The 25,539-nt window shown below is 70.8% G+C and carries 21 protein-coding genes and 1 tRNA gene; 12 read left to right on the top strand and 10 right to left on the bottom strand.

The window, feature by feature from the left end; genetic code table 11:
* Window positions 1–188 precede the first annotated feature (188 nt).
* From ATL45_RS12930 to ATL45_RS12920, 3 genes are all read right to left on the bottom strand, one after another.
* Complete coding sequence (locus ATL45_RS12930) at window positions 189–1,337, bottom strand: glycerate kinase family protein (protein WP_246025311.1); 1,149 nt, start codon at window positions 1,335–1,337, stop codon at window positions 189–191.
* A 24-nt stretch (window positions 1,338–1,361) separates the two neighbouring features.
* On the bottom strand, window positions 1,362–2,864 hold the full coding sequence (locus ATL45_RS12925) for an SLC13 family permease (protein WP_093151470.1): 1,503 nt from the start codon (window positions 2,862–2,864) through the stop codon (window positions 1,362–1,364).
* Window positions 2,865–3,045: 181 nt separating this feature from the next.
* Window positions 3,046–3,942, bottom strand: a complete 897-nt coding sequence (locus ATL45_RS12920) for a DMT family transporter (protein WP_093150508.1) — start codon at window positions 3,940–3,942, stop codon at window positions 3,046–3,048.
* A 285-nt stretch (window positions 3,943–4,227) separates the two neighbouring features.
* Here ATL45_RS12920 and ATL45_RS12915 point away from each other — a divergent pair, with 285 nt between their 5' ends.
* Window positions 4,228–5,343 carry a baeRF11 domain-containing protein gene (locus ATL45_RS12915; RefSeq protein WP_093150506.1) on the top strand — a complete coding sequence of 372 codons (1,116 nt, stop codon included), beginning with the start codon at window positions 4,228–4,230 and terminating at the stop codon, window positions 5,341–5,343.
* Window positions 5,344–5,506: 163 nt separating this feature from the next.
* On the opposite strand, the gene ATL45_RS12910 is transcribed toward ATL45_RS12915, so the two are convergent.
* The 3 genes from ATL45_RS12910 to ATL45_RS12900 form a co-directional block, all read right to left on the bottom strand.
* Window positions 5,507–6,166 (bottom strand): response regulator transcription factor, encoded by a 660-nt coding sequence (locus ATL45_RS12910; protein ID WP_093150502.1) that lies wholly within the window; start codon window positions 6,164–6,166, stop codon window positions 5,507–5,509.
* Between the two features lie 234 nt (window positions 6,167–6,400).
* Entirely contained in the window at window positions 6,401–7,882 is a 1,482-nt protein-coding gene (locus tag ATL45_RS12905; RefSeq protein ID WP_093150498.1) for a sensor histidine kinase, read from the bottom strand.
* Window positions 7,869–8,105: a hypothetical protein gene (locus ATL45_RS12900; protein WP_093151467.1), complete on the bottom strand. Its 237-nt coding sequence runs from the start codon at window positions 8,103–8,105 to the stop codon at window positions 7,869–7,871. The genes ATL45_RS12905 and ATL45_RS12900 overlap by 14 nt, the downstream gene beginning before the upstream one ends.
* 339 nt (window positions 8,106–8,444) lie before the next feature.
* Between ATL45_RS12900 and ATL45_RS12895 the strand changes: the two genes are divergently transcribed.
* Window positions 8,445–11,594 carry a glycosyltransferase gene (locus ATL45_RS12895; RefSeq protein WP_246025823.1) on the top strand — a complete coding sequence of 1,050 codons (3,150 nt, stop codon included), beginning with the start codon at window positions 8,445–8,447 and terminating at the stop codon, window positions 11,592–11,594.
* 60 nt (window positions 11,595–11,654) lie between these two features.
* Here ATL45_RS12895 and ATL45_RS12890 read toward each other — a convergent pair whose 3' ends face one another.
* Complete coding sequence (locus ATL45_RS12890) at window positions 11,655–12,884, bottom strand: hypothetical protein (protein WP_093150491.1); 1,230 nt, start codon at window positions 12,882–12,884, stop codon at window positions 11,655–11,657.
* 226 nt (window positions 12,885–13,110) lie between these two features.
* Between ATL45_RS12890 and ATL45_RS12885 the strand changes: the two genes are divergently transcribed.
* On the top strand, window positions 13,111–14,994 hold the full coding sequence (locus ATL45_RS12885; RefSeq protein ID WP_093151464.1) for an acyltransferase family protein: 1,884 nt from the start codon (window positions 13,111–13,113) through the stop codon (window positions 14,992–14,994).
* Between the two features lie 21 nt (window positions 14,995–15,015).
* Window positions 15,016–15,684 carry a peptide-methionine (S)-S-oxide reductase MsrA gene (gene msrA, locus ATL45_RS12880; RefSeq protein WP_093150489.1) on the top strand — a complete coding sequence of 223 codons (669 nt, stop codon included), beginning with the start codon at window positions 15,016–15,018 and terminating at the stop codon, window positions 15,682–15,684.
* 244 nt (window positions 15,685–15,928) lie between these two features.
* Here msrA and ATL45_RS12875 read toward each other — a convergent pair whose 3' ends face one another.
* Complete coding sequence (locus ATL45_RS12875) at window positions 15,929–16,549, bottom strand: maleylpyruvate isomerase family mycothiol-dependent enzyme (RefSeq protein ID WP_093150485.1); 621 nt, start codon at window positions 16,547–16,549, stop codon at window positions 15,929–15,931.
* Between the two features lie 90 nt (window positions 16,550–16,639).
* The gene (locus ATL45_RS12870; protein ID WP_143121607.1) at window positions 16,640–17,212 is read right to left on the bottom strand and encodes a hypothetical protein; all 573 of its coding nucleotides are present in this window, start codon (window positions 17,210–17,212) and stop codon (window positions 16,640–16,642) included.
* 419 nt (window positions 17,213–17,631) lie between these two features.
* Here ATL45_RS12870 and ATL45_RS39990 point away from each other — a divergent pair, with 419 nt between their 5' ends.
* Window positions 17,632–17,766 (top strand): hypothetical protein, encoded by a 135-nt coding sequence (locus tag ATL45_RS39990; RefSeq protein WP_256258353.1) that lies wholly within the window; start codon window positions 17,632–17,634, stop codon window positions 17,764–17,766.
* Between the two features lie 656 nt (window positions 17,767–18,422).
* On the opposite strand, the gene ATL45_RS12860 is transcribed toward ATL45_RS39990, so the two are convergent.
* A tRNA-Gly gene (locus ATL45_RS12860) sits at window positions 18,423–18,495 on the bottom strand.
* A gap of 498 nt (window positions 18,496–18,993) precedes the next feature.
* On the opposite strand from ATL45_RS12860, the gene ATL45_RS12855 reads away from it, so the two are divergent.
* The 7 genes from ATL45_RS12855 (at window position 18,994) to ATL45_RS12825 (ending at window position 25,526) form a co-directional block, all read left to right on the top strand.
* Complete coding sequence (locus ATL45_RS12855; RefSeq protein WP_093150479.1) at window positions 18,994–19,593, top strand: RNA polymerase sigma factor; 600 nt, start codon at window positions 18,994–18,996, stop codon at window positions 19,591–19,593.
* Between the two features lie 184 nt (window positions 19,594–19,777).
* Window positions 19,778–20,215 (top strand): DUF983 domain-containing protein, encoded by a 438-nt coding sequence (locus tag ATL45_RS12850; protein WP_170210228.1) that lies wholly within the window; start codon window positions 19,778–19,780, stop codon window positions 20,213–20,215.
* A 70-nt stretch (window positions 20,216–20,285) separates the two neighbouring features.
* Window positions 20,286–21,137 carry an Fpg/Nei family DNA glycosylase gene (locus ATL45_RS12845; RefSeq protein WP_093150474.1) on the top strand — a complete coding sequence of 284 codons (852 nt, stop codon included), beginning with the start codon at window positions 20,286–20,288 and terminating at the stop codon, window positions 21,135–21,137.
* Window positions 21,138–21,305: 168 nt separating this feature from the next.
* Window positions 21,306–22,559 carry a GAF domain-containing sensor histidine kinase gene (locus ATL45_RS12840; RefSeq protein WP_093350995.1) on the top strand — a complete coding sequence of 418 codons (1,254 nt, stop codon included), beginning with the start codon at window positions 21,306–21,308 and terminating at the stop codon, window positions 22,557–22,559.
* 9 nt (window positions 22,560–22,568) lie between these two features.
* A complete protein-coding gene (locus tag ATL45_RS12835; RefSeq protein ID WP_093150469.1) occupies window positions 22,569–23,474 on the top strand; it encodes a S49 family peptidase in 906 nt (301 codons plus the stop codon).
* A gap of 524 nt (window positions 23,475–23,998) precedes the next feature.
* Entirely contained in the window at window positions 23,999–24,829 is an 831-nt protein-coding gene (locus tag ATL45_RS12830) for a LytR/AlgR family response regulator transcription factor (protein WP_093150465.1), read from the top strand.
* Window positions 24,830–25,091: 262 nt separating this feature from the next.
* Complete coding sequence (locus tag ATL45_RS12825) at window positions 25,092–25,526, top strand: hypothetical protein (protein WP_246025310.1); 435 nt, start codon at window positions 25,092–25,094, stop codon at window positions 25,524–25,526.
* The last annotated feature ends 13 nt before the right edge of the window (window positions 25,527–25,539 follow it).

Below are 25,539 nucleotides of genomic sequence, written 5' to 3'. Positions count from 1 at the left end.
ATTTCAATGGAAATCGGGTATCCGATTTCAATTGAAGTTGTGCCCCGTCGGTGTGTCGGGCGCCCGACACACCGACGATGCGTTGGGATCTGCGCGATTTCAATGGAAATCGGACGTCTGATTTCCATTGAAATCGCGCACCCCTCCGGCGTGTCGGGGGCGGCGCGCCGGAGGTCCTCTGTGGAGGGTCAGGCCGCGCGGAGGGTGCGGCCGAGGAGGAGCATGCGGAGGCTTCGGGCCGTGGCGTCTGCGATCAGCTCCGGGGCGCGGTTGATCGCGTCCTCCAGCGCCACCGGGCCGGTCAGGATTCCGGTGATCGCGTCGATGCCGTGGTCGTAGCTGATGTCCGCGCCGGGGCCGATGGTGCCGCACAGGGCGATCACCGGCCTGCTGTGCCGCTTGGCCCGCCGGGCCACCTCGGCCGGGATCTTGCCCAGCGCGGTGGACGCGTCGATGGCGCCCTCGGCGGTGATGACCAGGTCAGCCTTCTCCAACCGCCGGTCCAGGTCGGCGCTTTCGAGGAACACGTCGAACCGCGACTCCAGCTTCGCGCCGAGCACCCCGGCCAGCCCCGCGCCGAGGCCGCCCGAAGCGCCGCTGCCGGAGAGCTCGGCGTAGCGGACGCCGCTGTGCTTGCGCAGCAGGTCCGCCCAGATCTGCATGGCCGCGGCCAGCTGCTCGACCTGCTCCGGCGAGGCGCCCTTCTGCGGCCCGTAGCGGCGGGCGACGCCGTTCGGCCCGCACAGCACGTTCTCCGGGTTCACCGCGACGACGATGTCCACCTTGGACACCCGCGGGTCCAGCCCGCTGACGTCGAGGTGCCGGGCGTGCAGCAGCTCCGCGCCGCCCTCGCCGATCTCCGCGCCGTCGACGTCGAGCACCCGCACGCCCAGCGCTCGCAGCGCGCCCGCGCCGCCGTCGCAGATGCCGGAATCCCCGCAGCCCACGATGATCTTCTCCACGTCGGCGTCGAGCGCGGCGGAGATCAGCTCGCCGACGCCGCGGCTGGTGGTCGCACCGGGATCGCGCTGACCCGGCGGTACCAGTGAAAGCCCTGCGGCGGCGGCCATCTCGACGAACGCGGTGCGCTCGTCGAGCAGCGCGTAGTGCGCCTCCACCGGCTCGCCGACCGGTCCGGTGACGGTGGTCGGCACCAGCTCGCCTCCGGTGGAGCGGGCGAGCAGGCGCGCCGAACCCTCGCCGCCGTCGATCAGCGGGATGGTGTCGACGATCGCGCCCGGCACCACCCGGCGGATGCCGGTCCGGATTGCGGCGGCGACTCCGTCGGCGGCCAGGCATTCCTTGAAACCGCTCGGGGCGACGGCGAAGCGCAGCATGACAATCTCCTCCATTGTGGACTTTCAGAGCAGCGGCAGGCCGAGCAGCGGCCAGCCGAACAGGGCGAACAGGACGACGAGCGCGGCGAGTGCGGGCCCGAGCAGCGCGGCGAGCTTGAGCAGGTCGCGCGGCTGGTAGGTGGGGACCTGGTCGAGCCGGGCGAACATGGCGACCGGCTTGGCCGAGGACGGCAGGGTGTGGCAGAAACCGGCGGCGGCGGTCGAGGCGAAGGCCAGCGCGACCGGGTTGGCGCCGACGGCGAGCGCCGCGGGCACGACCAGCGGGATCAGCACCGAGGACCGCGCGGAGCGCGACTGCACCACCAGGTGCGCGGCGGTGCTGAGCAGGACGACCGTGATCAGCAGGGTCATGACGTCGTTCCCGCTGAGCACCTTCGAGGCCAGCCAGCCGGCGGCGCCGGAGGAGGTCAGCGCGGTGCCGAGCGCGGCCGTGGCGGCCATGAACAGCAGCAGCGACCAGGGGATGTCGCCGATGGCCTTGCCGATCCGCACGGTGCCGAAGCGCGGCGAGGTGATCAGCAGCGCCCCGCCCAGCGCGACCAGCGCGGGGGACAGGTCGTGCAGCGATTCGGTGCTCCAGAGCACCACCACGGCACCGAGCATGGTGACCGCCCGGATCTCGGCGCGCTGCATCTGCTCGGGGACGTTCAGCCGCGCGCGCAGTTCAGCGGCGTCGACGCGCAGCTGCTCGCGGCGGTCCGCGTGCTTGGTGAAGAGCATCAGCACCAGCTCGGCGGCCAGGTGCGAGCTGATCGCCGCGAACGGCAGGCCCCACAGCAGCCACTGCGCGAAGCTGATGCCCTCGTCGATCGTCGCGTCCAGGATCTGGCTGGTGATCAGGTGCGCGCCCGCGCCGACCAGCGTCGCGACCGCCGACAGCAGCACCACGGTCGGGAACAGCAGGGCCAGCGCCCGCACCAGGCGGGGACGGGTGGCGAACACCCCGGCCAGCGCGCTGTAGATGGGCAGCACCAGCGCGGCGCGACCGCTGGTGCTCGGGATCAGCAGCGCGGTGACCAGCAGTCCGAGGGTGACCAGGTGGAACAGGCCGCGGGCCGACCGGGCGCGGCCGACCAGCGCGACGGCGAGCCGGGCGGGCAGCCCGGTCCGGTTGATCCCGGCGGCCAGCACGAACGCCGCCACCAGGAGCCAGATCTGGTCGTCGCCGAGCGTCTCGAACAGCTCCTCGGCGTCCAGCGCGCCCAGCACGACGAGCGCGGCGGCCGCGGCGAGCGCGACGAAGGTGTCGTCGAGCCGGTTGCTCATCCAGCCGATGACCGCGGCGGTGAACACCAGGAGGGTGATCAGCCCGGACTGGCTCAGCTCATTGGGACCGGTCGTGGCCGGTGCGGTGAAGACGGCTGCCACGGCGAAGAGCAGGACCGCGCCCGCGGTGATCGCGACGGCCCAGCCGCGCTCGCGGTGCGGTTCGGACACGTTGCGGACGGTGCGCGCCGGGGTGGCGTAGTCGGTGCGCACCCGTTCGGTGTCGTGATCGCCGTTCATGGTGTCCACGATCGGACGCCCCGCTGAGATGTGCGTGAACGGTTCATGAGGGGGCGTTCATGTCGTCCCCGACGGTTGTCCACACCCCTGTGGACAACTTTGTCCACAGGGGTGTGACCTGCTAGAACTCCCGTCCGTCGGGCCGCTGTGGCGCAAAGTTATCCACAGCTGTGCACAACCTCTACCGACGGGTGCTGACCAGCACCAATCCGGCCCCGATCAGCACCGTCCCGCACCACGCGCCCACGTCCAGCCGCTCACCGACGACGAGCACGCCGAGGATCGCGGCGACCACCGGTTCGAGCAGGCTCAGCGTCGTCGCCGCGCTGGTGGAGGTGTGCCGCAGCCCGGCGCCGAACAGCACGTAGGCCAGCCCCATCGGGATCACCGCCAGGTAACCGGCGACCGCCAGCCCGGACGACGAGGAGAGCAGCGGCCCGCCGGTGAGCGCGAGCACCGGGAGCAGGATCAGCGCGCCGGCGCCGAACATCGCACCCATCACCGCGCGGGACCCGTGGCCCCGGCGCATCAACCGCGACGCCGACCACGAGTACACGACGTACCCGGCGCCGCCGAGCAGACCGAGCAGCGCACCGAGCAGGGTGTTCGCGTCGGCACCGGCCCAGCCGCCACCGGTGATCAGCAGCAGACCGAGCACCGCCAGCGCGGCCGACACCGCCCACCGGCCGTCCAACCGGACGCCGTCGACGACCCGCTCCAGGATCGCGGCGAACACCGGCGCCGACCCGAGCGTGACGACGGTGCCGATCGCGACCCCGGCGAGCGCCATCGACGAGTAGAACGCCAGCGGGTAGACGGCCACCGCCAGCGCACCCACCACGAGCAGGCGGAGCTGGCCGGACCGCAGCACTTCGAAGGCGGAACGGCCCGCGATCGCCAGCAGCAGCAGGCCGCCGACGCCCATCGTGGCGGCACCGATCGACAGCGGGCTGGCGCCGGCCGGGGCGAAGCTGGCCGCGGTACCGGTGGTGCCCCACAGCGCGGACGCCAGCAGGACGAGGAGCGGACCGGAGCGGAACGAGGCGCGCGCGGGCGCGTCGAGGAGTTGGTTCGACATCGTGAACTCTTCCGTTCGAGGAGCGATGGGACGCGTCGAACGGGGGCGCGTGCGTGCAGCGGGTTTCCCGACGCCGTTTTCAGGCAAGACCGACGGAGGACTGCAAGCTTGGGTGAGCGACGGCCGGTTCAGCCGTCGAAGGAGCGCCGCCCGTCAGCGGGACGGCGGCGGAGTAACGCGACGCCAGTACGAGTTCACGAGGTACACCCTAACGGGTCACCAGGGCGTCCGGAACGTGCTCCGCACCGCACCGACGCCGCCCTGGACGTTCCGCGGAGGTCTGCGATGGCGATCCTGCACACCGACATCCCGACGCGCTCCCAGGTCGACGCGCTGCTGACCGCGCGCAACCCGAACAGCGCGTCCCTGTACCTGCCGACCGACCCGGCCTCCACCGGGGACGCCGAGCGGGTCGAGCTGAAGAACCTGACCGGCGAGGCGCTGGAGCAGCTCCGCGCGGCGGGCGCGGACAAGGACGACGTCGGCGAACTGGCCGACCACCTCGCCGACCTCGGCGACGACGAGGCGTTCTTCCGCTACCAGGCGCGCAGCCTCGCGGTGTTCGCCACGCCGGCGTCGATCACCACGTTCCGGCTGCCCAACCACCTGCGCGCCGCGGTCGAGGTCTCCGACCGGTTCCACCTCAAGCCGCTGCTGCGCTCGATCACCTTCCCGAACACCGCGCTGGTGCTGGCGCTGGCGCAGCACTCGGTGCGCCTGCTGGAAGTGCTGCCCGAGCTGGACCCGGTGACCATCGAGGTGCCCGGGATGCCGACCGACATCGACAGCGCGGTGGGCCGGGCGTTCCCGGCCGACCGCTCGCCGATCCGCAGGCTGCAGGCCGACGAGGGCAAGAAGGTGCGCATCCGCCAGTTCGCCCGGCAGGTGGACCGCGCGCTGCGGCCGGTCCTGCGCGGCGACGTGCCGCTGATCCTGGCCGCCACCGAGCCGCTGCAGAGCATCTTCCGCTCGGTGAGCGGCGCTCCCGAGCTGGCGCCGGTCGGCCTGACCGGCAACCCGGAGGAGAGCACCGACCGCGAACTGGCCTCGGCGGCCCGCAGCGTCCTGGACGACCTGCACGCCGATCGGCTCCGCGAGCTGCACGAGCTGTTCGACCTGCGCACCGGGCAGGGCCGGGCGGTCAGCGACATCGCCGACGTGGCCCGCCACGCGACGATGGGCGCGGTGGACACGGTGTTCGTGGACATCGACAACACGACGTCGGGCGTCATCGACGAGGCGGGCGCGGTGGACTTCGAACCGGCCGGTGCGTCCACCTACGGCCTGCAGGACGAGATCGCCCGCCGGGTCTGGCTCACCGGCGGCCACGTCCTGGCGGTCCGCCGCGACGACATCCCGGCAGGCGCGGAGATCGCCGCCATCCTCCGCTACGCCCCCTGACGCGATTTCAATTGAAATCAGGTGTCCAACTTCAATGGAAATCGCGCGGAGACGGCGCGCCACGGTCCGACACGCCGGGGGACTCGGCGATTTCAATTGAAATCAGGTGTCCGATTTCCATTGAAATTGCGGGGCCAGCCCCGGACGGCGGAACCGGGTGGGGTCAGGTGCCGAGGCGGTAGCCCATGCCGCGGACCGTGGTGATGCGCTCCGCGCCGATCTTGCGGCGCAGCGCCCGCACGTAGACGTCGACCACGTTGGAGCCCGGGTCGAAGTCGTAGCCCCACACGTGGGACAGGATCTGCTCGCGGCTGAGCACCTGGCCCGAGTGCCGCAGGAACAGCTCCAGCATCGCGAACTCCCGCGCCGTCAGGTCCACCGTGCCGTTCGGGACCTGGGCGCGGCGGGTGCGCAGGTCGAGCGACAGCTCGCCGTCGCGCAGCACCGTCACCTCCGGGACGCGGTCCACCGGGCGCAGCCGCAGCCGCACCCGGGCCAGCAGCTCCTCGAACCGGAACGGCTTGGTCATGTAGTCGTCCGCGCCGCCCTCCAGCCCGGCCACCGTGTCGTGCACGCCGTCCCGGGCGGTCAGGATGATCACCGGCACCGTCATGTGCTGGGCGCGCACCGCCCTCAGCACCGAGAACCCGTCCTTGCCCGGCAGCCCCAGGTCCAGCACCACCAGGTCGAAATCGCCGGTGAGCAGGTAGTCCTGGGCGGTGTCGCCGTCGCCGACGACGGTGGTGGTGAAGCCGTTGGCGCGCAGTCCCTTCTCGATGAACGCCGCGATGCGCGTCTCGTCCTCCGCGATCAGGATCTTCACAGTCCCGCCTCTCCGCGATTCACAGTGGTGGTCGCGTTCGGGAGTGATCTTGCGGTTTCGGGGTTTCTTGTGGCTGGGTTCGCGTCACGGTCCCCTGAGGTGCGGTTGGGCAGAACTCGGGTTGGCACAAGGCCGTTCATGCAAGGAGCTCCTCGGCTTCGGAGTTTCTTGTGGCTCGGTGTGTGTCAGGGCCCGCTGAGGTGCGGTCGAGGACTGGGGTTGGTACAAGGCCATTCATGCGGAGGGCTCCTCGACTGGGATGTGCGGGGGGATGGCGGGCAGTTCGAGGCGGAAGGTCGCGCCGTGGCCCGGCTCCGACAGCACGCGCACCCGGCCGTAGTGGGCGTCCGCGATGGCCTTGACGATCGCCAGGCCGAGCCCGGCGCCGCCCTTGCCCTTGCCGCTGCCGTGGGTGAACCGGTCGAAGATCTTCTCCACCTCGGCCGGATCGACGCCGGGCCCGCGGTCGGCCACCCACAGCGAGACGGTGCCGTCGACCAGCGACGAACCGACGCGGATCTCCGAACCGGGCTCGGTGTGCTGCACCGCGTTCTGCGCGAGCTGCACCATCGCCTGGGTGACGCGCTGCTCGTCGACCACCACGTCGCCCTCACCGATGTCGGCGAGCACCCAGCGGCGGTCCGCCAGCGACCGCACCTTCGCCTCGATGTCGCTGGTCAGTTCGGCCAGCGGGACCGGGGCGGGGGTGACGAAGTCGGGCCGGTCGGCCTTGGCCAGCATCAGCAGGTCGTTGACGATGCGGGTCATCCGGTCCAGCTCGTCGGTGCACAGCCGCACCACCTCCTCCCGCTCCGCCGGGTCGTCGCCGAGCAGTTCGAGGTTGCCGCGCACGATCGTGATCGGCGTGCGCAGCTCGTGCCCGGCGTCGTCGACGAACTGGCGCTGGATGCGGAAGGCGTCCTCCAGCCGGTCGAGCATCGCGTTGAACTGGTCGGCCAGCGCCGCGATGTCGTCGCGGCCCTCGACCGGGATGCGCCTGGTCAGGTCGTGCTCGGTGATCTCGGCGGCGGTCTGCCGCACAGCCCGCACCGGCGCCAGGATCAGCCCGGCGACCACCCACGACGACAGCGCCGCGATCGCCACGCCGATCCCGCTGACCAGCAGCAGGGTCTGCACGGTCCGGTCGGCTTCGCCCATCGCCTTGTCGGTGTAGCGCTGGACGATGAACCACGCCGGGTCGCTGTTGGCGGACTCGGCCTGCACCTTCACCCAGCTCATCCGGCCCAGCGGCGTGTCCTCCACGCCCCAGGTGCTGGGCTGGTCCACGATCCGCTGCACCATCGCCGGATCCTCGGCGAAGCGCTCGATCTGGTCGTTCTGCTCCTGGGCGAGCGTGCGCAGACCGGTGGGCGTGCGCCACACCCCGATCAGCGCCTCGTCGGGATCCGGGTACTGGCGGCGCAGGTAGGAGTCGAACAGCGCGTCGGGGGCGCTTATCAGCTGGCCGGTGTTCGGGTCGCGGCCGGTGGCGGCGAACGTGGAGAACTCGTGCGCCTCCTGCTCCAGCGACTCCGCGATCTGGTCGTTGACGTCGTTGTGCAGGAACGAGCGCACGATCAGCACCACCGCCAGCAGCACCACGACCAGCACCAGCAGCAGCCAGCCCATGATCTGCGCGCGGGCCGGGATGCGCGTGCCCCGGCGGGTGGGGAGCTTGGGGAGCGAGCGCGTCGGCGCGGGCTCAGTCGTCGTCATCGTCGTCGTCATCGTCGTCGTCGCCGGGCGCGGGCGGCGGGATCTCCGTCGTCGGTGCGGGCGGCGCCGTGGTGGGGTCGGGTCCGGGCGAGCTGCCGATCTGCACGGTGGCGGGCACTTGGGGAACGCGCGGTCCGTCGGTGAGCGCGAAGCTCACCAGCACCGCGGCGATGGGCAACGCCATCGCCGCGAGCAGCAGGACCGCCTTGGGAACCGACCTCATGACGTCCACTCTGACCTTCGTTCCCGCGACCGGGCATGAAAGCCGGATGAGAGGTTTTTCATCTGAGCGAACGCCCCGACCCCGGAGTCACCGCGCGGCCCGGTGGCGGAGTTCCTGCTCCACGTCCGGAACGACGAACCCTTGACACCCTCCGCCCCCGGAACGCGACGCCGCGCAACGGGTTCGGACGTATTGGCACGGGGGCGAGATCCGGGCGATAGCCTGCGGTACGTGGCGAGGGACCCGAAGGACGAGCGGCTGATCGAGTGGACCGGCGAGCGGTGCGTGCCGTGGACCGATGACGTCCAAGTCATCTACGAGCACTACCACCGCTACGCGATGGCCGCCCGGTTCGTGCGCGGCAAGCGGGTGCTCGACCTCGCCTGCGGCGAGGGCTACGGCGCCGCGCTGCTGGCCGCCGAGGGCGCCGAGGTCGTGGGCGTGGACATCGACCCCGACACCGTCGAGCACGCGAAGCGCAAGTACGGCAGCCGCGACGTCACCTTCCAGCTCGGCTCGATCACCGATCCCGAACTGCTCGCCGACGCCAAGCCCTTCGACGTGATCGTCTGCTTCGAGGCCATAGAGCACGTTGAGGACCACGACGCCGTGCTGCGGCTGGTCAAGTCGCGGCTGGCCCAGGGCGGGCTGTTCTTCAGCAGCACCCCGGACACGGCGGTCTACTCGCACGAGCACGGCAACGACAACCCGTACCACGTCAAGGAACTCACCGCCGACCAGTACGAAACCCTGCTGGAGGGCGCGTTCCGGCACGTGGCGGTGCTCAAGCAGAACGTGACGGTCGGCTCGCTGCTCACCCCCGCCGACCCCGGCGACCCGGACACCGCGATCGAAGGCGTCCGGCTGCAGACCATCGACCCGGGCGAGGACGGCTGGACCGTCCAGCAGGGCGTGCCGCACACCTACCTGCTCGGCATCGCCTCCGACAAGCACCTGCCGAAGCTGCCCGCCGCGGCCCTGCTCACCGACGCCCAGCTCACCCTCGCCCGGCGCAGCGGAGACGTCGCGCCGATCATCGAGCAGCGCGACGCCGCGGTCGCCGACGTCGCCAAGCTCAACGACCTCTACCAGCGCAGTCGCGTCGAGGCCGAGGAGCTCAAGAGCGTGATAGGGCGGCTCGAAGAGCTGCGCAAGAGCGAGGAGCAGCGCGCCGACCAGGGAGTTCGCGAGCAGGCGAAGCTGCGAGCGGAGCTCGACCGGCTCGGCGGCGAGCTGCGCGAGCGCCACGAGAGCGCGGAGCGCGACGCGGCGCGCATCGAGTGGCTGCGCGACACCGTCGCGCGGCTCGAAGGACGCGTAGCGGACGCCGAGCGGCAGGCGGCGGAGCTCGGCGAGGCGAACGCCGAGCTGGCGGCGCAGAACTCCGCGCTGGTGCAGCGCGCGGTGACGAAGTACCGCAAGGTCGTGGAGCGGGTGGCGCCGCGCGGGACCGCGCGCCGCGACGCCTACGAGATCGTCCTCGGCCGCAAGCCGGGCGTCGTGCAGGCCGAGGAGGTCGTCGAGACCGGCCCGCTGCCGGTGCCGCGCAGCGACCAGCCGCTGGTCAGCGTGATCGTGCCGGTGCACGGCAAGTGGCCCTACACCCGGCAGTGCCTGCGATTCCTGGGCGGGCACGTGGTCTCCGTGCCGTTCGAGGTGATCGTCGTCGACGACGCCTCACCGGACGACAGCGCCGAGAAGCTCGCCGCCTGCGAAGGCGTGCGGCTGGTGCGCGCCGAGCGCAACCTCGGGTTCATCGGCGCCTGCAACCTCGGTGCCGAGCACGCCCGCGGCGAGTACCTGTTCTTCCTGAACAACGACGCCGAGGTCACCGAGTCCTGGCTCGACATCCTGATGGACACGATGCGCTCCGACGACCGCATCGGGCTGGTCGGCGCCAAGCTGGTCTACCCGGACGGCAGGCTGCAGGAGGCCGGCGGCATCGTGTGGGCCGACGGCAACGGCTGGAACTACGGCCGCAACACCGATCCCGGTGGCGCCGAGTTCAACGTGGTCCGCGACGTCGACTACTGCTCCGGGGCCGCGATCCTGGTCCGCAACGACGTGTTCCAGCAGGTCGGCGGCTTCGACACCCGCTACGCGCCCGCCTACTACGAGGACACCGACCTGGCGTTCGCGGTGCGCGCGGCCGGCTACCGGACCGTGGTGCAGCCGAAGGCCGTCGTGGTGCACCACGAGGGCGTGTCCAACGGCACCGACCTCAGCACCGGGGTGAAGAAGCACCAGGAGATCAACCGCAAGGCCTTCGTGGCGAAGTGGGCGGACACGCTCGCCGCCGAGCACCTGCCGGAGGCCTCGCCGCGCAACCTCTGGCTGGCCCGCCACCGCGGCACCCGCGGCCACCACGGACCGATCGTGCTGGTCAAGGACCACCAGGTGCCGCGCCCGGACTTCGACTCCGGCTCGGTGCGGATCCGCCGCGTGCTGGAGCAGTTCGTCGAGCTCGGCTGCCGGGTGGTGTTCTTCCCGGCCAACCACGCGCACCTGGAGCCCTACACCACGGAGCTGCAGCAGCTCGGCGTCACCGTCCTGCCCGCACCGGAGCTGCAGCAGGCGTTCCTGCACGAGGCCGGTTCGGAGATCTCGCTGGCGCTGCTGTCGCGCCCGCAGGTCGCCTGGAGCCTGGTGGAGGAGCTGCGCACCTGCGCGCCGCAGGCGGTGATCGCCTACGACACCGTCGACGTGCACTTCCTCCGGCTGGAGCGGCAGGCCGAGGTCGCCGAGCAGCAGGGCGACGCGGACAAGGCCGAGGCCCTGCGCCGCAAGGCCTTCGCGTCCCGGCAGATGGAGCTCGGCCTGGCCAGGGCGTGCGACGTCACGCTGGTGGTCTCGGAAGCGGAGCGGGCGCTGCTGGGCGAGCTCGTCCCCGAAGCCGACGTCCGCGTGCTGTCCAACGTGCACGAGGTGGACTGGAGCCCGGCGCAGCCCGACGGCCGCAAGGACGTCGTGTTCGTGGGCAGCTTCGACCACCCGCCGAACGTCGACGCGGTGCGCTGGGCGGCCCGCGAGATCATGCCGCTGGTGCGCGAGGAGTGCCCGGATGCGGTGCTGCACGTGATCGGTAGCAACCCGACCGACGAGGTCCGCGCGCTGGCCGGGCCGGGTGTCGAGGTGCACGGCTGGGTCGCGGAGCTGGAGCCGCACTACGCGCGGAGCCGCGTGACCCTGGCGCCGCTGCGGTTCGGCGCGGGCGTCAAGGGCAAGGTCGGCGAGAGCCTCAGCCTCGGGGTGCCGGTGGTCGGCACGACGGTGGCGGTCGAGGGCATGCACCTGGAGCACGGCAAGGAGGTGCTCGTCGCCGACGACGCGCCGGGCCTGGCCGCCGAGGTGATCCGCCTGCTCAGCGACGACGAGACCTGGCAGCGCCTGGCGGAGGCCGGCAAGTCCGGCATCGCCGCCCAGTTCGGCCCGGACGTCTCCCGCGCCACGCTGCGGGAACTCCTCAAGACCACCGACTACGAAGCCTGACGGAAGCGAAACGGCCCGTCCTCCTCGAACCGAGGTGGACGGGCCGTTTCGCGTCGGTCGTCAGTTGCGGACGGTCGGCGGGGTCTTGGCGAGCTGCTGCGCGAGCACGTCCTTGAACTTCTGCTCGGCCTGGTCACCGCTGGAGTCGATGATGACCACCCAGCCGTGCGACACGTAGGCGGTGCGGAAGGTGCTGCCGGTGGAGACGACCTCCACGCCCTTGTACGACAGCTCCTCCTCGACGGCCAGGCCCTGCTGGGCGTCGAGGTACTTCTGCACCACGGTGGACGCCGCGTCCGGGCTCGGCATGCGCAGCGCGAGCAGCGTGACCTGCGGCGGGCCGTCGGTCTTGGTGAACCAGCCGTCGGTCAGGCCGTTCTGGATCGCGGTGTCCAGGACCGCCTGCGGCTGCAGCACGCCGGCCTTGTGGCCCTGCAGCGCGGGCAGGTCCAGCGGACCGTTCCACGGGTGCGCCGGGCCCTCCACGCCGACCAGCACGTCCTGCGGGTTGGCGGGCGGGTTCGGGTTGGCCGCGGGCGGCTCGGGCAGTTCCTTGGTCGTCGGCGGCGGCGGGGTCTGCACGGTCGGCTCGGCCTCGATGACCTCGCCCGGGCTGTCGTTGCCGCTGGTGAAGAAGAAGATCAGCGCGACGATCAGGCCGACCACCAGCACACCGCCGATGGACAGCCCGGCGATGAGCTTGCCCTTGCCGGACTTGCCCGCGCTGTCGAAGACCTCGGGGCCCTGCCGCATCCAGGCCGCGTCGCCGTGCTCCGGCTGCCCGCCGGGCAGGTCGTCGCCCCACGGGGTGCCGGTGCTCTCCACCGGGCCCCAGCCCTGCTGCGGGCCCCACTGCGGCTGCTGCGGTGGCGGCTGCTGCGCAGGCCACTGCTGTTGCTGCTGGTTGAGGTTGACGACCTGGGTGCTCTCGGAGTCGTTCTGCGGCGGCTGCGGAGCGATCGGGTTCGGCACGACCTGCGTGGCGTCGCCCGATGCCTGCGGCTGGGCCTGCTGCTGCGCCCCCTGCGCAGCGGCGTCTCCCCAGCTGAAAGCGGGCGGGAACGGGCTGCCCTGCTGCGGAGTACCTCCGGCCGGAGTGCCGGGCTGCTGCGGAAGACCGCCCGACGGAGTGCCGGGCTGCTGCTGCGGGAATCCGCCGGAAGCAGGTCCGTTCTGCCCGCCTTGAGCGCGACCGAGCACGGCGTCCCGCCGCTGGCGATACTCCTCGGCGGAAATCCGACCCGCCGCGAGTTCGGCGTCGAGATTCTGCAACTCGTCTTGCCAGGTCACCGATGCGCCCTTTCCGGATTGAACAGCGAACGCCCCCACATGCGATCGATCGCCATTCTGGCACCCGGTCGGTGGGCTGCGGGGCACCGGCCGGATAACGATCCGGCCCCCGGTCTGGTCGTCCCGGGCGGCTACGAGGTAATGGGTCCCCAACCGCCGCGCCCCCAGCTAGGCTACGCAGCGTTGACCTTTCTGGCGGGGGCATTGACTTGATGGGGTGATCTGGGTGGGTGATGCGCGGGTCGTGCACACCCGTCCGGAGTTGTTCGCCGAGCCGCACCACGGTTTCGCCTGGATCCGGATGATCGGTGCGGTGCTGGTCATCTACGGCCACAGCTCACCGCTGGCCGGCGAGGGAGTGCTGTTCTCGAAGGACTGGGCGCTGCGGCCCGACGACGGCGTCCTGATGGGCTTCTTCGCGATGAGCGGCTTCCAGATCACGGAGAGTTGGCTCCGCGACCCGCATCTCGGCAGGTTCGCGGCGAAGCGCGTCCTGCGGCTGTGGCCGCCGATGCTGACCGTGACCTTGGCCATGGCGCTGATCATCGGCCCGCTGGTCACCACCCTGTCCGCGGGCGACTACTTCGCCGCGCACGGCACCTGGGGCTACATCGTCAACAACGCCGGGATGCTCACCCTCAAGCACGAGCTGCCCGGGGTGTTCGCGGACAACCCGTGGCCGGACGCGGTGAACGGTTCGCTGTGGACGCTGCCGATGGAGCTGCTCGCCTACGCGGGCCTGTTCCTGCTGCTCGTGGTCGGCGCGGGCAAGGACAAGTACCGCTGGATCATGGTGGTCGCGCTGGTCGCGCTGGTCATCTGGGACCGGCACCTGGACCAGATCCCCGGTTCGGAGTCGGCGGGTTCGCTGCTCAGCGTCCCGGTCGAGTCGCTGGTGGCGTTCCTGGTCGCGTTCGCCTTCGGCGTGGTGCTGAACCTCTACCGGATCCCGCTGTCGCCGCTGGCCGCGGGCGCCGGGCTGGTGGTGCTGGCGCTGATGCCCAACAGCATCGCCGGCTCCTTCCTGATGGTCTTCGTGGTCAGCTACGCGGTGGTGCTTGCCGGGCACTTCTGGCCCGCCCGGCTGACCGTCCCCGGGGTGTGGGTCAACGGCAGCTACGGCGTGTACGTGTGGGGCTTCCCGATCCAGCAGCTGCTGGCCATGGCGGGCGTGCGCAACCAGTGGCTGATGCTGATCTGCGCGGCACCGCTGGCGTACGTGATCGGCACGCTGTCGTGGAAGTTCATCGAGGACCCGACGATGAAGCTGCGGCACTACCTCACCCCGGCCCCGAAGAAGAAGGACGACCCGGTCGACGTCGAGGAGCCCGAAGAGTCCGAAGAGGACGACGAGCCCGACCCGAAACCGGCCCCGGACGCGACGACGAAGGTGACCGCGGTCGGCCGCCCGGGCCGTCGCCGCGCACCCACCCCGCCCCGCGGCACGCCGGCGCAGGACGACCGGGCGCAGGACGACCGTCCGCCCACACCGCCTCGCGGCACGGCAGCGCAGGACGACCGCCCGCGTCCGCCGACACCTCCGCGCGGTACCCCGGTGCCGGAAGCCGGCCGCCCGCGCCGGAGGGCGGAGGACGCCGACCAGCCGCGCCGGGTCAGGCCCGTCGGCGAGGTGAAGCCGTCCGATCAGCCCGCTGTGCCGCCGCGCCCGGACGTCGGCGTCGGCCGCCGGAGGCGCGCGGACTCCCTGCCGAACCGGGCGGACGGGCCGGTCCGCCCGCTGGAGGCGCGCAACGGCGCACCGCAGGACCGCAGTTCCATGCCGACCGGAACCGCCCGCCCACCAGCGGACTTGCCGCCGAACGGTCGCCAGAGCGCCGCCGAACCCCGCAACGGCGTGGCACCGGGTCGCCCGTACGCGCGCCCGCAGCGTCCGATCGACGCCCCACCGCGCCGCCGCGCGGCCCCGCTCCAGGAGGACTCCGCGCTGGCCAAGCGCCTGGTCGGCGACGTGGAACCCCGGCAGACGCCGCCGGGCCGACCGCGCCCACCGGCTCGCCGCGCGGGGACCGGCCGACACTCGCGCCCGGAGCCCCCGCCGGGCCCGGACGAGGAGACCCGTCCGCATCCCAAGCACCAGGATCGCCGCTGATCCAGGCGTACCCTCGGGAACATGGCGCTTTTCGGTGACAAGACGAGCCTGATCGACCAGGCGGCGGCCCTGCCCGGACGGGACACCCCGCTGCCGGTGGCGGAGTTCCACGCGGTGCACCCCGATCGCCGGATCGTTCCGCCGTTCCCGGACGGCTACGCCACGGCGGTCGTGGGCATGGGCTGCTTCTGGGGCGCGGAACGCGTCTTCTGGCGCACCGAAGGGGTGTGGACCACCGCGGTCGGCTACGCGGGCGGCTACACCCCGAACCCGACCTACGAAGAGGTCTGCTCCGGCCGCACCGGGCACACCGAGGTGGTGCTGGTCGTCTTCGACCCGAAGGTGATCAGCTACGCCCAGGTCCTGAAGGTGTTCTGGGAGAACCACGACCCCACCCAGGGCATGCGCCAGGGCAACGACATCGGCACCCAGTACCGCTCGGCGATCTACCTCACCGACGACGCCCAGCGGGCCGAGGCGGAGGCCAGCCGCGAGGTGTTCCAGCAGGCCCTCAGCGCGGCGAACCGAGGCGAGATCACCACCGAGATCGCCCCGCTGGAGGCCTTCTACTACGCGGAGACCTACCACCAGCAGTACCTGAGCGACGCCAAGAACCCGAACGGCTACTGCGGCCTCGGCGGCACGGGCGTCTCCTGCCCGATCGGCACCGGCATCACCGCCCAGGGCTGAAAGAAACCGTGCTCGTTCTGCGCGGCGGTGCGGGTGGCGGAACCTGAGCGGTTCCCTGGACTGCGGATGCCCCTCCTGATGTATGTCCAATACACGGCGGAGGGGCCGTCCTCGCCAGGAAACCGCTCAGAACCCGCGGCGGTGCCGGTTGCGAGCTTGGGTTAAGCGCTGCGCGCTTGCGACAGCTCATGCCGTTGTCGCGACACACCTCGCGGCTGCGGCCCGAAGGAGCCGGATCGACCGCTTAGCGGGAGCGGAGGGCTGCGGCGCCGTCGCCTTCGAGGTCGTCGCAGTACGTCGTGCGGCCGACCATCGCCATGATCAGCGCCAGGGTGGTTCCGGACGCGAGCTGCCCGGCGCCGGTCTCGAACGGCCCGTCGTTCGCGGCGAGCCGCAGACCACCGATGCGGCCCTTCGCCCGGACGACGAGGTCGGAGCCGCGGTAGTACTCGGCCAGCCGCGTGATGGTGCTGATCGGGTAGTCGCGGCGGATGCCCAGCGGCCGCCGGATGTCCTCGCCGTGCACGATCACCTCGCCGAGCAGCGCCACCACCGGCAGCGGCGGCTTCGTCCGGCTCGTGATGACGCGGCGGAACCGGTCGAGCGTCTCGGCGCCGTCCGCGCCCAGGTGCTCGGCCAACCGCATGGCCACCTGCTTGTCGAAGTCGAAGCGGCAGCGGATCACGCCCGCCAGCCACTGCACGGGGTTCAAGCTCGCGGCCGCGGTGATGTGCGCGAGCACCTCCCGCACGGTCAGCCCCTCGCAGAGCGACGGCGTCGACCACTGCTCCTCGGAAAGCCCCGATAGATCAGCCGCCAGCGCTTCGCGCTCCTCGTGGACCAGCTCCCAGAGCTCTGCGGTCATGTCCGTTCCTCCGCGATGTCGAAACTGCCACCCCATGGACCCCGCCCACGGCGCAGAATCATCGCAACGCGGAGAAGAACTCCACCGATCTCAGCCCGCGACGACCAGCAGCTCCTCGACCACCTGGCGGGCGACCGGTTCGAGTTCCGCGGTCGGCGCCGCGGCGCTGTAGCGGACCGCGATCGTCATGTTGGCCTTGGCCGCGACGAGCTGGACGTCGCGGGGGCTGCGGATCAGGACCGCTCGGGCGTCCAGGTCCGGTACTTCGGCTGCGCCCGGTTCAAGCTCCAGGTAGTCGAGGAACTGGTCGACGTAGGTGGTGTCCGGGCGTGCTTCGCGGTCGAACTCGATCGCCATCTCGACGTGCAGCCGGGTCTTCCGCTCGGCGTGCACCGGTCCTTCGGTCCGCCACTGGCACTTCGAGCTGTGCCGGCCGCCGTCGATGCCGTGCCGCTGCTCGTAGACCTCGGCCTGCCGCGGCTCGAACGCCTGCTCCAGCGAATGCGGTGAAACCGACTCGCAGGTGTTCGGCACGCTCGTGTAGCCGGACGCGGTGGGCGAGGGCAGGATCCAGCCGGCCGCGGCGAGCCCGATGCCTACGGCGAGCACGCACAACCCGACGCCCGACAACCGCCGCACCCGCGAACGAGTGGCACCGGACATGCAGCTCCTCCCCGCGCACGGCGACCCGTGCTCCGGGGAGGGAGCTTATCGGCAGGGCGCACCCGCCCGGAACCGCTCGGCGGAGCCGATCCCGGCAGCGACGGCGAACCGGATCAACGCGGAAGTAATTCAACTCCGGTTCAGCATTTGCGAATTAATCCTGCGCGTGCTGAATGGGGAATGGGGATCGTCGGCTGTCGCGGTGATCCCGATCTGAAAAGCGGTGGACGAACATGCGCGCGAAAAGGGATGTGCCGCGCCCGCCACCGAGCGCGGCACATCCCGGAACTCAACCGTTTGCGCCCTGAGCGTTCTCGCCCTGCGCGTAGCTGTACGCCCAACCGTCGCCCTGGACGTAGCTGGAGGACGAGCCACCCTGCGCGCTGCCACCCTGCCCGCCGTCGCCGGATCGGGCGGAAGTGCTGGTAGTGGTGGTGGACGTCGTCGAAGAGGTGGTGCTGGAGGTGGTGGAGCTCGACCCGCCCTGCCAGGAGCTGAACTTCTGCCCGTTGATCTGCCACCCCCAGGATTCCGAGGAATTCGGCTGCTGGTAGGGCTGGCCAACTGCATTGGCAACCCCGCCTCCGATGCTTCCGAGAACTCCGAAGGCCAGCAGACCAACAACAACCCGACGCATGAAAAACCCTCCAAAAACCGAGAACAAGGCGCTCACGAGAAGATCACACCCCACCAACCCGCGCACCCCGCATAACCCCAGAGTCAGGAAAATTCCCAATTTCGAGCGAACCCAAAACCAAAAAGAAGATCAAACCAAACCCAAAACCCACCCAAACCCCCCAAACCCCACCAAGCCGACCCCCGAGAAGAACCCACCACCGAAGACGAACCGGCCCCACCCCAGCAACACCGACACCCAACAACGAAGAGATCCCACAGATGCCAAAGCAGACACCCACCAGCCCACCCAGAAACCAACCCCACAGAACCCGAGTCACCCGAGTCAAACCATGACCAACAGCCCGATAACCCAACGAGCAAACGGCCCCACCGATGCCTGGGTCCTGTGGCCCCCACCGACGTCAGCGCCGAATCGCTGGTCCAGAACCCAGGCCGGGAACGCCCCCCACCGCAAGGAGCACTCGAAAACCAACCCCCGCACCGTGGGGGGGCTTGGGGGGTTCGAACCCCCCAATAAAATGGCGAGGAGCCGAGGCCAAAACGAAAGTTTGGCACACGGCTCCCAGCTCCGAGCGGATGACGGGACTCGAACCCGCGACCCTCACCTTGGCAAGGTGATGCGCTACCAGCTGCGCTACATCCGCATCTTCATCGCCCCGGTGGGCTGTTGGTGACTACTCTAGCCCATGCTTCCGAGCATGTTCACCGGGGGGCCCCAATTGATCAGAACGGGCGTCGCGCGGATGGGTTCGGCGTCCAGCGGATCTCGGTGTCCTGCCCGCTTGACCTGGTGATATGCCGTTCAGGCCGGATGTCGGCCGGAGGTGCTCCAGCAGCGGCGGGGGAGATCGTCCGGGAGGGCGCGGAGCCACGCGGGTGGGTGGCGGCGGAGGTTGCGGTCTTCGGCGGAGCCAGCGACAGTCTGACGGTGACGTGCCCGGCGCGGTCGGCGGTGGCCGGTGCCGGCGTCATCTGGGGGAGTTCCACCGGCGCGCTGAGCGCAGCGCGGGTGGCCGATCGTTTCGCGGGTTTCGCCGAGATCCACCGCGACCTCCTGGTGCCGCCGTCGTCCGGGGCGTCCGCGGTGGCGATTCCGGCCGGTGCGGAGGGGTTCGCCGGTCGGCTGGGCTGGGGGAGGAACGTTGGGGCTGAGCGAAGCTGCGGTGCTGTCGTCGGAGGACGGGGCGCTGCTGGCGCGGTTGCGGGCGGGCGACGATTCCGCTTTCGGGGAGCTCTACCGCAGGCACGCGCCCATGGTGCGGCGGTTCGCGCTGAGCATGCAGCGCCCGGGGATCGACGTCGACGACGTGGTGGCGGAGGTCTTCCTGCGCGTGCTGCGCGCGGTTCGCGCCGGGCACGGGCCTCGGGACGCGATCAGGACGTACCTGTTCACGGTGGTCCGGCGGGTGCTCGCGGAGTGGGCGGCCGCGCGGCGGGACGAGCCGATGACCTCCGACGAGCTGGGCGAGCACGTGCCGCGGCAGGGCGATCACCAGGTGGCGCAGGCGGAGGGCGAGCTGCTGGCCAGGGCGTTCCTGCGGCTGCCCGCGCGGTGGCGCGAGGTCCTGTGGCGCACCGAGGTGGAGGGGCACCGGCCGGCCAGCATCGCGCGGCAGCTCGGTTTGACGCCGAACGCGACCGCCGTGCTGGCGCACCGGGCCCGGCGCGGGCTGCGTGAGGCGTATCACCAGGCGTCGGATCTGCCGGTCGGGCGGTCGCGGAGGTGCTTGCGCCGCGCTTGACGTGCCGCCGCGGGGTTGGCCCGGGCGTCGGACATGATCGACAATGGGCCCGTTCGGGAACGACTATCACCCGTCGGGCCCATGACGCGCGCGGTACCGTTGCTTCACGCTCGGTTAGCGCCGGGGTTCCAGTGGCGAAGCGATGTTGGCGAGGCGACCAGCCCGGGTGGGCGGGGAGGCGACGATGAACCGGGTGGTGCGGGGCTCCGACGGCCGCGAGTGGACCATCAAGGCGAACCTGGAGTGGTCCAATCCGATCGCGGCGGAGGAGTTCGAGCACGACGTCAACGGCGGTGCCGGTCCCGGCGTGGTGATGGGCGGGGTGCTGCTGTTCCTGGTCGTGCTGTTCGTGATCTGGACGCCCGACGAGGTGTACGTGCCGTCGTGGCTGATCCTGCTGCTGATCGTGGCGGTGCTGTTCTTCCCGGTGCGCTGGGTGCTGCACCGGCCGTGGACGGTCACCGCGGCCACGCCGGGCGATCACGAGGAGAACCCGCCGGAGACCTGGGTGGGCGTGGTGCGCGGCTTCTACGACGTCCGCAAGGAGGTCTCCGAGGTGGCCCGCCACATCGAGCTCTACGCGGAACCCGACATGAACGGCAGCCTGCAGCCGGTGGAGTGACCACGCGGCCGTGAGCGCTTCGGGGTGTCGCAGCGCCCCAAAACGCTCACGGACACCGCACACTGGTGTCGTGCCGGAACTTCCTGAGGTCGAAGCGTTGGCGCAGCACCTGCGCGACAACGCCGTGGGTCGGAGTGTGGTCCGGGTCGACGTCGCGTCGATGAGCGTGCTGAAGACGGCCAGCCCGCCGTGGACCGAGCTGCACGGCCGCACCGTCACCGGGGCGGCGCGCCACGGCAAGTACCTGGACCTGGACTGCGACGGGCTGCACCTGGTCTGCCACCTCGCGCGGGCCGGCTGGCTGCGCTGGTCGGACAAGCTCTCGCCCGCACCGCCGAAGCCCGGTCGCGGGCCGATCGCGTTGCGCGTGCACCTCGGCGGGGTCGGGTTCGACCTGACCGAGGCGGGCACCCAGAAGAAGCTGGCGGTGTGGGTGGTCGCCGATCCGGCCGAGGTGCCGGGGATCGCGAAGCTGGGCCCGGACGCGCTGGACCTGGACGCCGACGGGCTGGCCGCGATCCTGTCCGGGCGCACCGAGCGGATCAAGACGCTGCTCACCGACCAGTCCGCGCTGGCCGGGATCGGCAACGCCTACTCCGACGAGATCCTGCACGCCGCGAAGCTCTCGCCCTTCGCCACTTCGGGCAAGCTCGACGCCGATGCGGTGGCGCGCCTGCACGAGAGCACGCAGGAGATCCTGAAGGACGCGGTGCAGCGCTCGCTGGGCCAGGACGCCGCGCGCTTGAAAGCGGAGAAGCGCTCGGGGCTGCGGGTGCACGCGCGGACCGGCTTGCCCTGCCCGGTGTGCGGGGACCTCGTCCGCGAGGTGTCCTACGCGGATCGGTCGATGCAGTACTGCCCGACCTGCCAGACGGGTGGCAAACCACTGGCGGATCGCCGGTTCTCCCGGTTGCTGAAGTAGTTGTCCACAGGTTGTGGATGGATTCGGCGGTTGTGCACAGCCGAATAGCCGCAGGTGGAGCTGGTCCATACCGCTGAACGGAAGAGTGAGGTACCGCTTACCGATGGAAAGCGCGCACTGAGCGTAGCTGTCTTGATTCCTAGTGTGCGCATCGGGCAGATTGATGTTGTGGCGGAGTTGTTGACTGAGCGGACGGTGCTGACCACGCTCGCGGCGCTCGCCGTGCTCGGCATGTTCGTCCTGCTGTGCCGGGCGCGTCGGGTGAGCACCTCGGTGGAGGACGCGACGTTGGCTGCGTTGCACCGCGTGACGAGCGCGGCTCCGCACCTGCGCGCCGGGCTGACCCCGGCGTCGGCGGACAAGGCCGCGCCGCACCTGCGCGAGCTGCTGGCGTGCGTGGCGGTGGGCATCGTGGACGCCGACGGCACACTGCTGAGCTGGGACGGCGAGGCCAACCACCACTACGCCGACCTGCGCACCAAGATCGAGCAGGTGCTGCGCACCGGCAAGCGCGAGTTCCTCGACCACGGCGACGTGACCTGCGAGCACCGGCCGTGCCCGATGCGGCACGCCGTCGTGGTGCCGCTGGAGGTGGAGGACGAGACGCGCGGCGCGCTGGCGGTGATCGCAGGTGGCGACCGCAAGCGCCTGCTGCGGGCCGCCGCCGAGGTCGCCAACCACGTGTCGACCCAGCTGGAGCTCGCTGAGCTGCAGGAATCCAAGGAGCGGCTGGCGCAGGCCGAGGTGCGCGCGCTGCGGGCGCAGATCTCGCCGCACTTCATCTACAACGCGCTGAACACCATCGGCTCGCTGATCCGCACCGACCCGGAGCACGCGCGGGACCTGCTGCAGGAGTTCGCCGACTTCACCCGCTACTCGTTCCGCACCAGCGGGCTCTACACCACGCTGGCCGACGAGATCCGCAACATCGACCGCTACCTGATCCTGGAGAGCGCCCGGTTCGGCCCCGACCGGCTGAAGATCCAGCTCAAGATCGCGCCGGAGGTGCTGCCGGTGGTGGTGCCGTTCCTGGCGCTGCAGCCGCTGGTGGAGAACGCCGTCCGGCACGGCCTGGCGAACAAGCCGGGCGGCGGCACCGTGTCGGTGACCGCCGAGGACAACGGGACCGAGGCGTTGATCAGCGTGGACGACGACGGCATCGGGATGGACCCGGAGCGGCTCGACGCGGAGCTGGCCAACGCGCACCTGACCGGCGCGCACGTCGGGCTCGGCAACATCAACAACCGGATGCGGGCGACCTTCGGCAACGACTACGGCCTGGTGGTGGAGACCGAGCAGGGCGCGGGCATGAAGGTCATCATGCGGGTGCCGAAGTTCGCGCCGGGCGTGCGTCCGCTGCCGCCGCCGGCGTACGACGAAACGGGCATCGGGTTGGCGGCCGGGCCGGCGGTGAGCCGGTAACGTCGGGGTATGACCGAGAAGGCGCCGCAGAAGTTCACCGACCTGTTGTCCGGCAAGTTGTCCGCGAAGCTGCCCGGCAAGCTCGCCGAGCGAGCTGAGCGCGGACCGGTGGTGGCGGTCGTGAAGCTGCACGGTGTCATCACCTCGACCCCGTCGCCGATGAGCCGGCCGACGATCTCGACCCAGACGGCCGAGTCGGCGCTGACCCGCGCGTTCGGCCACGACCGGCTCGCCGGAGTGGTCCTGGCGGTCAACTCGCCCGGCGGCGCGCCGACCCAGTCGGCGCTGGTGGCGGACCGGATCCGGGAACTGGCCGCGGAGAAGGACGTGCCGGTGCTGGCCTACTGCGAGGACGTCGCGGCCTCCGGCGGGTACTGGCTGGCCTGCGCGGCCGACGAGATCTACGCGCACCCGACGTCGATCGTGGGATCCGTCGGCGTGGTCAGCGCGAGCTTCGGGCTCACCGGGCTGATCGAGAAGCTGGGCGTGGAGCGCCGGGTGTACACCGCGGGCGAGCACAAGGTGCGGCTGGACCCGTTCCGCCCGGAGAAGGAGGAGGACGTGCAGTGGCTGCGCGGCCTGCAGGGCGAGCTGCACGAGCAGTTCCGGGACTGGGTGCGCAAGCGTCGCGGCGGCAAGCTGCAGAGCAGCGACGACGACCTGTTCTCCGGCGAGGTGTGGACCGGCGCGAAGGCCGCGGAGCTCGGTCTGGTGGACGGCGTGGGCTCGCTGCGGGAGATCGTCAAGGAGAAGTTCCCGGACGCCCACCTGCACATCGTCGAGCAGCGCAAGCCGCTGCTGGCCCGGCTCGGCATGTCCTCGTCGATCCGCCTCGGCGGCTCCCCCGCGGACGCGGTCCTGTCCACTGTGGAGGCCCTGGAGCACCGCGCGATGTGGAACCGCTTCGGGCTCTGAACGCGGTTTTCCAGGCTCGTTCTGCGTGGCGGTGCGGGTGGCGGAACCTCAGCGCCCGCCTGGCTCCGGGATCGGCGTTCTCATGTATGTCCGATACACGACGAACGGGCTGTCCTCGCCAGGCGAGCGCTGAGAACCCGCGGCGGTGCGAGTTGCGAGGGTGGGCTGAGCGGCTGCGCCGCTTCAAAGACAAGGTGAGGTCACGGTTCCCGTTGGGAAGGTGATCCCGGAACGTGATCGACCGCAGTTTCAACCGGAACTGCGGTCGTTCTCGGCGTGCCCGGGCGACGGTGGTGCGGACGGTGATCAAGGCCGTTGCTCTGCGTCGACGTACCTGCTTTGGTTGTCACTCGTTCGGTCGCAGTTGTTGGGCTGAACGGGCGAAGAACCGTTGCGCCGAGGGGGGAATTTCGTGGTAAGCCCCCTGAGAACCACCGCGCTCCGTTAGCAATTAGCTTTGTTGGCAAGGCGTGACTGGACTCACTCGGGGCGAGTGGGGATGCGACGGCAGGATATGGCGTGCAGTGAGTACACGAGAGAACCCCGCAGGCCTCGTCGTTCTGGCCGTTGACGACGAGATGGCCGGGCTGGACGAGATGAAGTACCGGCTCGGCAGCAATCCCAGGGTCGGGCGGGTGCTGACGGCCTCCGATGCCGCCGAAGCGCTGCGCCTGCTCCGCAGCGACGATCCCGACCTGTTCGGCCAGCGCGACGCGGACGAGTCCATTGTGGATGCCGTGTTCGCGGACGTGTCGATGCCGGGCCTCAGCGGGATGGAGCTGGCGCGGGTGCTCACCGCGTTCCGCAACCCGCCCGCCCTGGTGTTCATCACCGGGCACGAGGAGAACGCCCTCGAAGCCTTCGAGGTCGGCGCGCTGGACTACATCATGAAACCGGCGAACGCCGAGCGGATCGACCGCGCGCTGCGCACGATCGAGAAGAACAAGCTGCAGGCGGCCAAGGGCCTCCGCGCGCTGGAAGCCCCGGCGCCGGACGACGAAGAGGTCATCCCGGTCGAGCTGGCGGGCACCACGCGGATGATCCCGCGCAAGGACGTCCGGTGGGTGGAGGCGCAGGGCGACTACGCGCGCCTGCACACCACCGACGGCTCGCACCTGGTGCGAATCCCCCTGGCACAGCTGGAGGAGCGCTGGGCCGAGGCCGGTTTCCTGCGCATCCACCGATCCTTCCTGGTGTCGTTGTCGCTGGTCACCGAGCTGCGGATGTCCTCGTCCGGGTACTCGGTGGTGCTCGGCGGCGGCCAGCCCAAGGAACTGCCGGTCAGCAGGCGCCACACCCGCGAGCTCAAGGACCGGCTGGTCCGCGCACCGAGGCAGAACTGGGGCCAGCAGTGAGGCTTTTCCAGGCTCGTTTTGCGTGGCGGTGCGGGTGGCGGCCCCCCTGCGGGAGTTGCAGCGCCCGCCTGGACTGCGGATGCCCGGCCTTATGTATGACCAATACACGGCGGCCGGGCCGTCCTCGCCAGGCGGACGCTGAGAACCCGCGGCGGTGCGAGCTGCGAGGGTGGGCCCGAAAACGCCTGACGGCGCTTGGCGACGGCTCGCGTGAGCGTGCCAGCTGGGGCATCGCGGCGGCGGTGGTTGACCAGGACGGAAGATGCGCAGTGACCCGCGGTTCGGCCGGATGAGTCCCGAGGGCTTCGACATCCGCGGCCGGCTCGGCGAGTTCACACCCCGCCCGCGCCGCAAGCGCGTGGTGCTCGCCGACCGCCGCCGGACCCGCCAGGTCGCGCGCACCATCATGGAGCTGGAGGAGCAGAACAGCGTCGGCGAAGTGCTGGTCACCAGCTTGGTGAAGGCGCAGCTGCGCAGCGCGCTGATGCTGACCGGCGTCGTGGTCGCGGTGCTGTTCGGGCTCCCGGTGCTGTTCTGGGCGGTGCCGTCGATCGGCGATCTGGCGGTGCTGGGCGTCCGGTTGCCGTGGCTGCTGCTGGGCGTGCTGATCTACCCGTTCCTGGTGCTGATCGGCTACCTCTGCACCCGGCGGGCGGAGCGGCACGAGCGCGATTTCCTCGACATGGTCGAGAAGTGACGCCCGTGAGCGA

Source organism: Saccharopolyspora antimicrobica, from assembly GCF_003635025.1.
In the GTDB taxonomy this organism is placed as follows: domain Bacteria; phylum Actinomycetota; class Actinomycetes; order Mycobacteriales; family Pseudonocardiaceae; genus Saccharopolyspora; species Saccharopolyspora antimicrobica.
This window is presented reverse-complemented; position numbering and strand designations above follow the sequence as displayed.

Excerpts from the sequence above, each read along its gene's own strand:
- ATL45_RS12825 (WP_246025310.1), top strand. The coding sequence starts at position 25,092 with ATGCGCAGTGACCCGCGGTTCGGCCGGATGAGTCCCGAGGGCTTCGAC.
- ATL45_RS12925 (WP_093151470.1), bottom strand. The coding sequence starts at position 2,864 with ATGAACGGCGATCACGACACCGAACGGGTGCGCACCGACTACGCCACC.
- ATL45_RS12895 (WP_246025823.1), top strand. The coding sequence starts at position 8,445 with ATGGCCGCCCGGTTCGTGCGCGGCAAGCGGGTGCTCGACCTCGCCTGC.
- ATL45_RS12835 (WP_093150469.1), top strand. The coding sequence starts at position 22,569 with ATGACCGAGAAGGCGCCGCAGAAGTTCACCGACCTGTTGTCCGGCAAG.
- ATL45_RS12915 (WP_093150506.1), top strand. The coding sequence starts at position 4,228 with ATGGCGATCCTGCACACCGACATCCCGACGCGCTCCCAGGTCGACGCG.
- ATL45_RS12905 (WP_093150498.1), bottom strand. The coding sequence starts at position 7,882 with ATGACGACGACTGAGCCCGCGCCGACGCGCTCGCTCCCCAAGCTCCCC.
- ATL45_RS12875 (WP_093150485.1), bottom strand. The coding sequence starts at position 16,549 with ATGACCGCAGAGCTCTGGGAGCTGGTCCACGAGGAGCGCGAAGCGCTG.
- ATL45_RS12850 (WP_170210228.1), top strand. The coding sequence starts at position 19,778 with ATGAACCGGGTGGTGCGGGGCTCCGACGGCCGCGAGTGGACCATCAAG.
- msrA (WP_093150489.1), top strand. The coding sequence starts at position 15,016 with ATGGCGCTTTTCGGTGACAAGACGAGCCTGATCGACCAGGCGGCGGCC.
- ATL45_RS12870 (WP_143121607.1), bottom strand. The coding sequence starts at position 17,212 with ATGTCCGGTGCCACTCGTTCGCGGGTGCGGCGGTTGTCGGGCGTCGGG.
- ATL45_RS12930 (WP_246025311.1), bottom strand. The coding sequence starts at position 1,337 with ATGCTGCGCTTCGCCGTCGCCCCGAGCGGTTTCAAGGAATGCCTGGCC.
- ATL45_RS12900 (WP_093151467.1), bottom strand. The coding sequence starts at position 8,105 with ATGAGGTCGGTTCCCAAGGCGGTCCTGCTGCTCGCGGCGATGGCGTTG.
- ATL45_RS12920 (WP_093150508.1), bottom strand. The coding sequence starts at position 3,942 with ATGTCGAACCAACTCCTCGACGCGCCCGCGCGCGCCTCGTTCCGCTCC.